Genomic DNA, 12,834 nt, shown 5'->3' with positions numbered 1-12,834 from the left:
TTTAATCCTCCATTTTTGCTAAATCTTCTTTTGATATTAATACTTTTCTAGGTTTACTTCCTTCGCTAGCTCCGATAATACCTCTTTCGTACATGTCATCTATTAATCTAGCAGCTCGGTTAAATCCTATTTTATACTTTCTCTGTAACATTGATGCTGAAGCCTGTTCATTTTCTACTACAAATCTAATTGCATCATATAAAAATTCATCTGCATCATCATCTTTTATTGTATTTATATTAGAAATTGATTCTTCTACTTCATCTGAATAGCTAATATCTCCTACTTCTTTCTTTAAGTAATCTATTATCCTATCTGATTCTGCCTCAGATATAAATGCTCCTTGAACTCTCATCGGCTTTGCGGCACCAAGAGGATAAAAAAGCATATCTCCCTTACCTAGTAACTTTTCTGCGCCACCCATATCTATTATCGTTCTTGAATCAGTCTGTGAAGATACTGCAAAAGCAATTCTTGATGGGATATTTGCCTTTATTACACCGGTAATTACGTCAACTGATGGTCTTTGTGTTGCAACTATGAGATGCATTCCCGCAGCTCTTGCCATCTGAGCTAATCTATGTATGCAATCTTCAACATCATTTGCTGATACCATCATAAGGTCTGCAAGCTCATCTATTATTATCACTATTCTTGCTAAAGCATCTCCGGTTTTTTCATTATAACTATTTATATCTTTAACCTGTGCCTCAGCAAATAATTTATATCTTCTATTCATTTCTGTTACTGCCCAAGTAAGAGCATTTGCTGCTTTTTTAGGATCAGTAACAACTGGTATCATCAAATGTGGTATTCCATTATAGTTGGAAAGTTCAACAACTTTTGGATCTATTAATATTAATTTTACTTCATCAGGTTTAGCCTTGTAAATTATCGAAGTAATAAGTGTATTAACGCATACTGACTTACCAGAACCAGTAGAACCAGCTATCAGTAGATGAGGCATTTTTGCTATGTCACCTATTATTATTCTACCCGCAACATCTTTACCTAGACCCATAGCTAATTTTGATGGATAATTATTAAATTCGTTACTTTCCATTACTTCTTTTATACTTACCATCTGAGATTCATCATTTGGAACTTCAATACCTATTGCATTTTTACCTGGTATAGGAGCTTCCATTCTGATACTCTTTGCTGCTAGACTTAGTGCTATATCATCTGTTAAATTAACGATTTTACTAACCTTTACACCTGGTCTAGGTTGTATTTCATATCTTGTAATTGTCGGACCTACAGTTACTTGATTAATAGACGCATCCACACCAAAATCTCTTAGTGTCTGCTCTAACTGTTTGGCATTATCTAATACCTTTCGCTTTGAATTTTTATCGGATTTATTAGTTATTGAGTTTAATAAACTAATAGGTGGCATCTTGTAATTCATGTATTTCATATGCTCATTTTGATCCTCACCCGTTTCTTTATCTATTACTAAGGTATCATCTGAATCCATAGTTTTCATAAATGGAACTGGCTGACGTTTCATATCTTCAATTATTCCACTTCCTACTTGAGATGTTCCTTCTCCTACTAATAAATCTTGGGTATCGCCAAGTTGTAATAATTTATTTCTATCTTGATTTGAAAGCGAGTTATTATCAACCATTCCAGTTACAAAAGGGTGAGAATTAACCTTACCTTCTTCTTGCATTTTTTGAAGTATCTCTAAATCTGATAGTGATTGGGTACCTTCTAATATTTCCAAATAATCATCTTCAGCCTTATTAAAACCTACAATCTTTATAGTCTGATCTATATCATCCACAGACTCTTGCTTTTCATTTGAAAATTTATCTCTTATTTTGCTAAAGAAACTTGTCTTTGATAACATTGTAGTCTTATCATCAACCTCAGAGGTATTATTATATTTTTTCTTCCAAAATTTAAGTTTCGAAGGTATTGAACTTTTATTAATGTCTTTGTTCTTTATTGCTTCTTTCATATCATTTATCGAAATGTTAAATATATGCATTACAGCAATAAATGTAAGGAATAGAGTCAATAGCCATGCTCCCACTAATCCTAATACATGTGTGTAAAAATAAGTAATTATTGAAGGAATAAGTCCTATACCCTCTCTTGTTACGCCCATTTTTATTATATCTTGCATTTCATCTAATTTGAACGGATTTGAACTTGGACTTTGACCATAATTTATTAATCCATAATATACAATTATAAATAGTATAATCACATACATCATTTTTGTTTTTCTAATCTTATCTATTTTTTCATTTCCGTCTACAAAACCTAATATACCTACTGTAATTAATATTATAGGAACTAATATTGCCAAACCGCCAAACATACCCTTGAAAATTAACTGTATGACCTTAGGTACAATTGCTCCTGAACTTGAAGCTAAACCATAAGCTACAAACATACCTAAAAATATTATTATAATATTATGATATTCACTATTTATAGCCATTCCTTTTTTTACTGGTTGTTTTCTACCTCTAGGCGGTGGATTTTTTCTTTTTTTACCATTATATCCTCGTCCTTGATTTCTCGGAGCCAATTATATCACCTCTCTATCCAAACTTCTCATTGCACTTACTGCACTACTCCCCGTTATACCGACAGCCATAGGAGATTTAAATATTCTATCTATGACATCTTTTATATAATCCATATCTATTGAGTCAACTATTTCTACGATTTCTTCCATAGTTTTTACTCTTTTATTATCTATTTCATATTCTCCAATCAGTAACATCCTATCAGATGTATCTTCAGCACTCATTATTACACTTCCCTTATACTGTTCTTTAGAGAAAACTAACTCATCTTCACTTATATAATCCCTACTTATATTAGCAATTTCCTCTAATATAAGATTATATACTTCTAGTATATTTTCATTGGCAACACTAGCATATATACCAAATTCGGCATGATCTGTATAATAGTTGTCTGAAGAATATACGCTATAAGCTAGACCTTTTTCCTCTCTAATATGTTGGAAAAGTCTAGAACTTGGAGATGTTCCTAAAATATTACCAATAAGTTTTACTGAGTAATAGTCCTTATCTACACTATCATCCGGGGACTGAAAAATAAAAGCTAAATTTGCTTGTTCATCATCCCTATCTTCAATAAAAGTCACTGGAGAAAATTTCTCTTTCTGTCTATTAAAAGAAAAATCATATCTATTCCAATTTTTAAAAGCATCTTCTATTTTTTTTATTATCAAATCTGTATCCACATTACCACTTACAACTATTACGGAATTATTAGGTACATAAAAATTATTGAAAAAATTTATAATCTTATCTCTATTAATATTATTAACTGTTTCAATTGAACCTAAAACATTTTTTCCTATTCCCTTATTTTCATAAATTTTATTTAATAATCTCTCATATACATAATCCTCTGATGAGTCTTCATACATCTTAATTTCTTCAATGATAACAGCTTTTTCCTTTTCTATTTCATCTTTTGAAAAAATAGAGTTCAGCATTATATCTGATAGTACTTCAATACCTCTATCTATATGATTGTACGGCATTTTTACATGATAACAAGTATGATCATGTGTCGTAAATGCATTTATATCTCCACCATAATAAAAAATATCTTGAGATATTTTTTTTGATGATCTATTTTTTGTTCCTTTAAAAAGCATATGTTCAATAAAATGTGCTAGGCCTGAATCATTTTCTTTTTCCAGTCTAGAACCTACGTTTATCCAAACTCCTAAAGAAACAGATCTCACATAAGGAACTTCTTCTATCACAAGCCTTAAGCCATTTTTTAAAGTTTTATATATTATAGTTTTCACCCCATTATTCATAAATTCAATACCTTTTATTATATCATATTTTAATATAAGATGCTTGATTTTACTTTAATAAGTGTATTATATGAAAAAAAACTATAATAAAATTTTTAGTATATGATAAAAATAAAATAAGGACTTAAAATAAGCCCCTATTTATATAAAAATCTAATTGTTCATTGCCTTTATAGAAAGGTTTATTCTTCCTTTGTCATCAATTTCAGTTACAAGAACTTCTACCTTGTCACCTATCTTTAATACATCTTCTACCTTTTCTACTCTCTTATTTGATATCTGAGAAATATGTAGTAATCCCTGCTTACCTGGAAGTATTTCAACAAAAGCACCGAATTTTTCAATTCTAGTTACTTCACCTGTATACTTTTTACCTGGTTCTGCTTCTGCCACTATTTCTTCTATCATTGACTTAGCCTTTTCTATCATTTCTGGCTCTACGCCAACTATAAATACTTCACCAGTCTGTTCTATATCAATCTTTATTCCAGTTTCATCGATAATCTTGTTAATCATCTTTCCACCAGGCCCTATTACATCTCTGATCTTATCTGGATTAATTGTCATTCTTTCAATCTTTGGTGCATACTTAGAAAGCTCTGGTCTTGGCTGAGTTATTTCTTTTCTCATTTCCCCAAGTATATGAAGTCTACCTTCCTTAGCTTGTTTTAAAGCTTGTCTAAGAACTGATTCATCTATACCTGCAATCTTTATATCCATTTGTATAGCTGTTATACCATGTTCCGTACCTGCTACTTTGAAGTCCATATCTCCTAAATGATCTTCCATTCCCTGTATATCTGATAATACAGCTACTTTGTCATGATGCTTAATTAATCCCATAGCTATACCAGCAACCATATCTCTAATTGGAACACCAGCATCTAATAATGAAAGTGTAGAAGCACAAACAGATGCCTGTGAAGTTGATCCATTTGAACTAAGAACTTCAGATACTAGTCTTATTGCGTACGGAAAATCTTCTTCTGAAGGAATAACTGGCACTAATGCTCTTTCTGCAAGTGCTCCATGTCCTATTTCTCTTCTTCCAGGTCCTCTTGATGGTCTTGTTTCACCAACTGAATAAGCTGGGAAATTATAGTGATGCATATATCTCTTATTCTCTTCTTCATCTAATCCATCTAATTTCTGAACTTCACCAAGTGCACCTAAAGTAGTTACATTCAATACCTGTGTCTGTCCTCTAGTAAATATAGCTGAACCATGAGTTCTAGGAATCAAACCTGTTTCACACCATATTGGTCTTATTTCATCTAATTTTCTATTGTCTGGTCTTACATTTTCATCGACTATTAAACTTCTAACTTCGTCTTTGATTATATCATGTAATATGTCTTCTATATCACCAGCAAACTCTTCGAAATCTTCATATTTTTCTTCAAAATATGCAAGGGTCTGGGCGCTGACAGCATCCATTTTTTCTGTTCTTTCCATTTTTTCAACAGTCTTAACAGCTTCACTCATTTTTTCTCTTGCAAATTCATCAACCATAGATCTTAGTTCTTCACTTGGTAGATGTAATTTAACTTCACACTTTTCCTTACCAACTTCTTCTACAATTTCTTCTATAAATGTTACTAACTTTTTAATTTCTTCATGAGCAAATAAAATTGCATTTAATACTATTTCATCTTCTACTTCTTCAGCACCAGCTTCAACCATCATTATTGCATCTTTTGTTCCAGATACCACAAGATGTAGACTACTTTTATCTCTTTGTTCTTGATTTGGATTTACTATGAACTCTCCATCAATTAACCCAATTAATACTGATGCAGTTGGTCCATTAAAAGGTATATCAGAAATTGATAATGCTATAGAAGAACCAAGCATAGCGACTATATCTGGTGTACAGTCTTGATCTACTGATAATACAGTTGCCACTACTTGTACATCGTTTCTAAATCCTTCAGGGAATAAAGGCCTTATAGGTCTATCTATTAATCTAGATGTCAATATAGCCTTTTCTGAAGCTTTTCCTTCTCTTTTTAAGAAACCACCAGGTATTTTACCTACTGAATATAGTTTTTCTTCAAAATCTACACTTAAAGGGAAAAAATCAATCCCATCTCTTGGCTGTGCTGATTTCGTTGCATTAACCATTACCATTGTATCACCATAACTAATAATACAATTACCATTTGTCATTTCGCATATTTTTCCAACTTCAACAGAAAGCTTTCTTCCAGCAACTTCTGTCTCAAAAATTCTGTGTTCGAACATTTTTCCTCCTAAATTTTATATAGGGCCTTAGTTTGCACTTTGAAAAGTAAGTCCTATATTACTTACATTTTATTTTAATCTTACTTAGAAAATCCAATAGCTACTATATCTGGACCTGTATGAGCACATATACATGCTCCTCCTTTAAAGAACATAATCCTTTTTACCTTATCCTTTAATTTGGCTTCCACTTCTTCTTTTAACTTTATAAAATCCTCTCTATTACCTGCTTCACCTATTGTTATAGTTAGCTCCGATAATTCCTCTGGATATTTTGAAATTAATGTATCAACTAATTTTGAAAAAGCTTTTTTAGCACCTCTTACCTTTGCTTCTAATTGAATTTCACCGGAATGCATTGAGAAAATAGGTCTGATATTTAGCATATTTCCTATTATAGCTGTCGTAAGTGGAACTCTTCCACTCTTTTTTAAAAAATCAAAGCTTGCTGGTGTAAACAAAATAAATGAAGATTCTCTCACTTCCTTTATTTTTGAAACTACTTCATCAGTAGATAAACCTTCTTCTATAAAGTCACAAGCTCTAATAACTAACTGACCTGATCCTATTGAAAGATTCTCTGAATCTATTATTTCTATCCTGCCTTCAGTGTCATTTTTTGCCAACATAGCACTTTGGTATGTACCACTCTTATTTGATGCACCTGTAATACAAATTACATCCTTGCCATCTGCCAAAGCGCTGTCAAAAGCTTCCTTAAACTGTACATAAGTAGCCTGTGATGTCTTTGGTATATCTTTAGCTTCAAGCATAAATTTATAGAATTCATCCTTAGTCATATCTTCATTATCTACAAATTCTTTACCATCTACTATTAACGTAAGAGGAATTATTTCTAGATATTCTTTTTTTTCTATTTCCTCTGGTATGTCACACATACTATCGCATATCAATTTTATATTCAAGGTAAGCCTCCTCTATCATTATTTATCTAATATAGCTATTTTACCATATATTAGTAATTAAAAATAGTTTTATTTATTATATAAAAAATAGCAGGTATGACTTGAATCATACCTGCCAAATAAAATTATTTTCTTAATCCTAATTTTGCTATCAATGCTCTGTATCCTTCAAGATCATTCTTCTTTAAATAAGCTAAAAGATTTCTTCTTCTACCAACCATCTTTAAAAGACCTCTTCTAGAATGGTGATCCTTCTTGTGTTCTTTTAGATGCTCATTTAAGTAATTAATTCTTGCTGTTAATAAAGCAATCTGTACTTCTGGAGAACCTGTATCTCCTTCTTTTCTACCGTATTCTTTGATTATTTGTTCCTTGTTTATCATATTTCTTCCTCCTAAAATTTTAAAAATCGCCTTTGGCTAAGCATTGAATGGAGTCTCAAAAGCTGAGCTAAGGTTTAACCTTGTATATTGTAACACATAGAAGATAATATTACAAGTTTATTAAGTTATTATTTTTATTTATGCAGACTTTTCTTAAGTGTATTTATATAGTTCTTTCTGACATATTCCTTATCTAAAAAAAGTTGTTCTATTAATTCTTCTTTTGTATCAAATTTTATCTCATCTCTCATTAACTCTAAAAATTCAACTGTCAAATATTCATCATATATATCTCCATCAAAATTTAATATATATGTTTCAATAGTTATAGAGGATCCATTTACTGTTGGATTTGTACCCACACTAGTTGCTCCACAGTATATATTTCCACTTACCTTGGCTAGAGTGGCATATACACCAATTTTTGGTATTATAAGTTTTTTATCATAGTCTATATTTGCAGTTGGAAATCCTAATGTTCTACCAATTTGCCTAGCTCTTATAACGTTTCCACCTATAGAATAATTCCTACCCAATAGTTTTTCAGCTTCTTTCATTTTACCTTCAGATATTAACTGTCTTATATCTGTTGAACTTACCCTTTTTCCATCTACAAGAACTGGAGTAACTATTTCTACACCAAAGTTAAATTTTTCACCTGCTTTTACAAGTGTTTGTGTAGTACCTTCCTTTTTTCTTGCAAAAGAAAAATCATGACCTACAATAATATTTTTAGCTTTTAACTTTCCTAAAAGTATATTTTCTATATATTCCTGAGCAGAAACACTAGTCATATTTTCATCAAATTTTATACCAATATATATGTCAACTCCCAAAGATTCTATCACTCTTTGTTTATCTCGTTCAGACATAATATTTTTTACGTAACCTGGCATAAAATAATTTACTGGATGATTAGTGAATGTAAAAACCACACTCAACAAATTATTTTTTTTAGCATATTCTACTGTTTTGTTTATAAGTCTTTGATGACCTTTATGTACACCATCAAAATTTCCAATGGTAACACAACTTCCCCTATCTATGTCTATATCTTCAATTCTGTTATAAACTATCATAATCTCGTCACCTTTTATATATTAAATAATTTTTCACTTTTTACACTGACAATTTCACCTTGATTAGTCAATAGACCCGTGCCTATAAACTCCTCTTTAGAATATACCCTAACACGTTTAGATTTATCATCATAATTTTTATCTTGGAACCTATGAGATTCTATAGTTCCTCCATTTGAATAATATTTTACTGCATTATCCTTTAATAAAATATATGGTAATTCTTTTAAAACCTCTTCAACACTATAACTATGTTTAATAAGCTCATTTTGATTCTTATAAAATTCTAGTTCGTCTAGTGTAATTGAATTTTCTAATGTAAATATGCCTGTCTTAGTCCTTGTAAGCGCTGACATATGAGCTCCTACACCTAAAATTTCTCCAACATCATGACAAATACTTCTTACATAAGTCCCTTTACTACAAAACACTTCAAATACCACCCTTGGTATATTTATTTCTTTGATTTCAATATCATTTATAGTAATTCTTCTAGATTTCAATTCTATTTGATCTTCTTTTCCACTTCTTACCAAATCGCACATTTTTTTACCATTTACCTTTAGTGCTGAATATTTTGGAGGTAATTGGTCAATTTCACCAACTTGATTTTTTAAAGCTTCAATAATATCTTCTTCGCTAATATGACTATAATCTTTTTCAAATATAGTTTTACCAGAAGAATCATAAGTATCCGTTTCTTTACCTATTGTCATTTCACATAAATATGTCTTATCCTTATTAAGTATCAAATCACTTAATTTTGTAGCTCTACCTACACATATAGGCAAAACTCCTGTAGCATCTGGATCGAGTGTTCCTGTATGCCCTACTTTTTTTATAGAAAGTATTCGCCTAACCTTGTATACCACGTCATGTGATGTCATCCCACTCGGCTTAATTATACTAAAAACTCTATCCATATTTTCTCCTATTTATCTATTACATTCTTGGCAAGATTTTATTTATATAAATTTTCTCGCTTCTTTTATAACCAATTCTTTTACTTGTTCTACTGTTTTATCTAGTACAGTAGCACCAGCAGCTCTTATATGTCCACCTCCACCGAAGACTCTTGAAAGTTGAGTACAATCTACATAGGATTTTGACCTAAAACTTAATTTAACTACTCCTGGTTCTTTTTCTTTTACAAATATTCCTAATTCAACTCCATCAATATCTCTAGTGTAGGGTGTAATGGAATCTATGTCATCATATTTAATATCATAATCTTCTAAATCTTTATTATATACTGTTCCCACAGCAATCTTGTTATCTACTAATTCCATATTATTTAAAACATGTCCTAAAATCCTATAGTATGATATTGAATTTTTTTGGAATACATTTTCAATTATTTCTTCTTTTTTTGCACCTCTATCCAATAAATTAGATGCCATTATAAGAGATGATGCATCTGCATTTGAATACTGAAAATTACCAGTATCTGTCACTAGTCCAGTATAAAGCGGTGTGGCTATTTTTTCACATATAATATCTTCACCAAATCTTTCATCAAACCTTGTAAGTATATTAAAGACCATTTGACAGGTAGATGATTCATTCACATCTACATATGCTAGATCTGCATATTCTGAATTAGTATGATGATGATCTATACAAATTATCTTATTCGCATTTTTTAATATGTTTTCATCTACACATATTCTATTGTAATCTCCTGAATCCAATGCAATCAGTGTATAATTTTTAATCTCTGATTTATTTGATACCAACTTAGAATCATCTCTCAAAAACTCCAAAGAACTTGGATATTCATCATCTAAAACGTATTCCACATTTTTATCAATTTTTTGTAAAAACCTATACATAGCCAAAGATGATCCAATATTGTCACCATCAGGATTTACGTGTGAACTAACCATAAAATTATCTTCCTTAACCAAGTAATCTAAAATTTCGTCTATAACCTCAATAAAAAATTTCATAAATTCACATCCTTTTCACATTTATTTACCATATTAATTATACATTAAATAAAAATATTTGTGAATATAAAAGGCAATGTAAACATTAAAGAATGTTTACATTGCCAATATAATTATTTTTCTTTGTTTACACTTTTGATAAGTTCATCCATATACATACCTCTGTCCAAAGAATCATCAATTTTAAATACTATTTCCGGCACATATCTAAGCTTTGTAGCCTTACCTACTTCTCTTCTTATATACCCCTTTGCACTATTTAAACCTTCTAAAGATTCATCTTTATTACCACCAAGTATACTTATATATACAAATGCATATCTAAGATCATTAGTAACTTCTACATCAGTTACACTTATCATGGAATTGATTCTTGGATCCTTTATACCACTAATCAACATCATGCTTATAGTTTTTTTTACTTCTTCACTTATTCTTTTTATTCTATTTGATGCCATACTTACCTCATTTCTCTGAGTAGTTAGTCTATAGTTCTTTCAACTTCTTTTGTAATATATGCTTCTACAATATCTCCCACTTTTATGTCATTGTAATTTTCAAAGCTTAGACCACATTCGTATCCTTGAGCAACTTCCTTAACATCATCTTTAAATCTTCTTAATGTTGAAAGGTTACCTTCAAAGATTATTATTCCATCTCTTACAATTCTAACCTTTGAATTTCTCAATATCTTACCTGTTAATACGTATGCACCTGCTACAGTACCAACTCCAGAAATCTTATATATTTCTCTTATTTCTACCTTACCTGTATCCTCATCAACATATTCAGGATCTAACATGCCTGACATTGCTGCCTTCATATCTTCTATTGCCTTATATATTATTGTATATGTTCTAATATCAACAGCTTCTTTCTCAGCTACTTGTTCAGAACCAGATACTGGTCTTACATTAAATCCTATTATTATAGCATTTGACGCTGATGCTAATAATACATCAGATTCAGTTATAGCTCCGACACCACCGTGTATAACATTTATTTGAACTTCATCATTAGATAATTTTTCTAAACTCTGTTTAACAGCTTGTACAGACCCCTGTACATCTGCTTTAATTATAATATTAAGATCTTTTACAGTTCCTTCACTCATCTGTTCAAATAATGCGTCAAGAGATATTTTAGATGATGCTTTAAGCATTTCTTCTCTTTGCATTGACTGTCTTTTTTCAGCTATTAATCTTGCTGTTTTGTCGTTCGGTACAACAACAAATTGATCTCCACCCATAGGTACATCAGAAAGACCTAAAATTTCGACTGCTGTAGATGGTCCTGCTTCTTTAACTCTTTTTCCTTTATAATTAATCATCGCTCTAACCTTACCACTTGCAGTACCCGCTACTATTGGGTCACCTACTCTAAGAGTTCCTGCTTGAACAAGTACAGATGCTACTGAACCTCTTCCTTTATCCAATTTAGCTTCTATTACTGTACCAATGGCTCTCTTATTAGGATTAGCTTTTAATTCTTCTACCTCTGCTACTAATAATACCATTTCAAGTAGAGTTTCAATGTTTAGTCTCTTCTTTGCAGAAAGTTCAACAGAAATTACATCTCCACCCCAATCTTCTACCAATAGTCCATGTTCAGAAAGTTCCTGTTTAACCTTATCTGGATTAGCTCCTGGTTTATCTATCTTATTTATAGCTACAATAAGAGGAACACCTGCTGCTTTAGCATGATTTATAGCTTCCACAGTCTGAGGCATTATACCATCATCGGCAGCTACAACTAATATAGCTATGTCTGTAACTTGAGCACCTCTGGCTCTCATTGAAGTAAAAGCTTCATGTCCTGGAGTATCTAAAAATACTATCTTTTCTCCATTGATCTTAACTTCTGATGCACCTATATGCTGAGTAATACCACCTGCTTCACCAGCGATTACATCTGTATCCCTTATAGCATCTAATAATGATGTTTTACCATGATCGACATGTCCCATTACAGTTACAACTGGTGGTCTATGTACCAAATCTTTTTCATCATCTTCTTCTATTTCCATCAATTCTTCTATTTCAAGTTCTTCATTTTCTGAATTATCTTTCTTGACTAATTCGTAACCAAATTCATTACATACCAATGAAGCAATATCAAAACTAATCTCCTGGTTAATTGTTGCCATCGTACCCATTTTCATTAACTTCATGATTACTTCTGAAGAAGATTTGCCCATTTCTTCGGCTATATGCTGTACAGTAATACTTCCTTCTACTTCTACAACCTTCCCCTTCTTTTCTCTTATTTCTTCCTTAATCATTTCGTCTAATAATGCTACATCTTCTTCAGCTAGAGTATTCCCATCTGCTATTTCAATACCAAAGTCATTAATTTTTTTTATAAGTTCTTCTTCACTCATATTATAGTCTTCGGCTATATGTTTTATGTTGTTATTTGACATAAATA

10 protein-coding genes are annotated in these 12,834 nt (G+C 31.1%); all 10 read right to left on the bottom strand.

Annotation, left to right across the window (positions count from 1 at the left end; translation table 11 throughout):
• Position 1: 1 nt before the first annotated feature.
• The 10 genes from O0R46_RS04170 to infB all read right to left on the bottom strand — a co-directional run bounded on the left by O0R46_RS04170 (position 2) and on the right by infB (position 12,829).
• Positions 2-2,458 (bottom strand): DNA translocase FtsK, encoded by a 2,457-nt coding sequence (locus O0R46_RS04170; protein ID WP_269312533.1) that lies wholly within the window; start codon positions 2,456-2,458, stop codon positions 2-4.
• A 90-nt stretch (positions 2,459-2,548) separates the two neighbouring features.
• The gene (locus O0R46_RS04165) at positions 2,549-3,826 is read right to left on the bottom strand and encodes a M16 family metallopeptidase (protein WP_269312327.1); all 1,278 of its coding nucleotides are present in this window, start codon (positions 3,824-3,826) and stop codon (positions 2,549-2,551) included.
• 153 nt (positions 3,827-3,979) lie between these two features.
• Positions 3,980-6,070, bottom strand: coding sequence for a polyribonucleotide nucleotidyltransferase (gene pnp / locus O0R46_RS04160; protein ID WP_269312326.1), 2,091 nt, complete (start codon positions 6,068-6,070; stop codon positions 3,980-3,982).
• Between the two features lie 80 nt (positions 6,071-6,150).
• On the bottom strand, positions 6,151-6,996 hold the full coding sequence (locus O0R46_RS04155) for a DegV family protein (RefSeq protein WP_269312325.1): 846 nt from the start codon (positions 6,994-6,996) through the stop codon (positions 6,151-6,153).
• A gap of 125 nt (positions 6,997-7,121) precedes the next feature.
• Positions 7,122-7,379, bottom strand: coding sequence for a 30S ribosomal protein S15 (gene rpsO, locus O0R46_RS04150; RefSeq protein WP_269312324.1), 258 nt, complete (start codon positions 7,377-7,379; stop codon positions 7,122-7,124).
• A gap of 134 nt (positions 7,380-7,513) precedes the next feature.
• Complete coding sequence (locus tag O0R46_RS04145; protein WP_269312323.1) at positions 7,514-8,458, bottom strand: bifunctional riboflavin kinase/FAD synthetase; 945 nt, start codon at positions 8,456-8,458, stop codon at positions 7,514-7,516.
• Between the two features lie 14 nt (positions 8,459-8,472).
• Complete coding sequence (gene truB, locus O0R46_RS04140) at positions 8,473-9,381, bottom strand: tRNA pseudouridine(55) synthase TruB (RefSeq protein WP_269312322.1); 909 nt, start codon at positions 9,379-9,381, stop codon at positions 8,473-8,475.
• Between the two features lie 42 nt (positions 9,382-9,423).
• Positions 9,424-10,407 carry a DHH family phosphoesterase gene (locus O0R46_RS04135; protein WP_269312320.1) on the bottom strand — a complete coding sequence of 328 codons (984 nt, stop codon included), beginning with the start codon at positions 10,405-10,407 and terminating at the stop codon, positions 9,424-9,426.
• Positions 10,408-10,520: 113 nt separating this feature from the next.
• Complete coding sequence (gene rbfA / locus O0R46_RS04130) at positions 10,521-10,865, bottom strand: 30S ribosome-binding factor RbfA (protein ID WP_269312319.1); 345 nt, start codon at positions 10,863-10,865, stop codon at positions 10,521-10,523.
• Positions 10,866-10,888: 23 nt separating this feature from the next.
• A complete protein-coding gene (gene infB, locus O0R46_RS04125) occupies positions 10,889-12,829 on the bottom strand; it encodes a translation initiation factor IF-2 (protein WP_269312318.1) in 1,941 nt (646 codons plus the stop codon).
• Positions 12,830-12,834: the final 5 nt, after the last annotated feature.

It is taken from the genome of Peptostreptococcus equinus (genome assembly GCF_027125355.1).
Lineage (GTDB): Bacteria > Bacillota > Clostridia > Peptostreptococcales > Peptostreptococcaceae > Peptostreptococcus > Peptostreptococcus equinus.
The sequence above is the reverse complement of the archived record's forward strand: the minus strand, read 5'-3'. Positions and strand labels throughout refer to the sequence as shown.

Bases quoted from the DNA above. Each gene is read 5' to 3' on its own strand.
- O0R46_RS04170 (WP_269312533.1), bottom strand. From the start codon at position 2,458: ATGGCTATAAATAGTGAATATCATAATATTATAATAATATTTTTAGGT.
- O0R46_RS04165 (WP_269312327.1), bottom strand. From the start codon at position 3,826: ATGAATAATGGGGTGAAAACTATAATATATAAAACTTTAAAAAATGGC.
- pnp (WP_269312326.1), bottom strand. From the start codon at position 6,070: ATGTTCGAACACAGAATTTTTGAGACAGAAGTTGCTGGAAGAAAGCTT.
- rpsO (WP_269312324.1), bottom strand. From the start codon at position 7,379: ATGATAAACAAGGAACAAATAATCAAAGAATACGGTAGAAAAGAAGGA.
- O0R46_RS04145 (WP_269312323.1), bottom strand. From the start codon at position 8,458: ATGATAGTTTATAACAGAATTGAAGATATAGACATAGATAGGGGAAGT.
- truB (WP_269312322.1), bottom strand. From the start codon at position 9,381: ATGGATAGAGTTTTTAGTATAATTAAGCCGAGTGGGATGACATCACAT.
- O0R46_RS04135 (WP_269312320.1), bottom strand. From the start codon at position 10,407: ATGAAATTTTTTATTGAGGTTATAGACGAAATTTTAGATTACTTGGTT.
- rbfA (WP_269312319.1), bottom strand. From the start codon at position 10,865: ATGGCATCAAATAGAATAAAAAGAATAAGTGAAGAAGTAAAAAAAACT.
- infB (WP_269312318.1), bottom strand. From the start codon at position 12,829: ATGTCAAATAACAACATAAAACATATAGCCGAAGACTATAATATGAGT.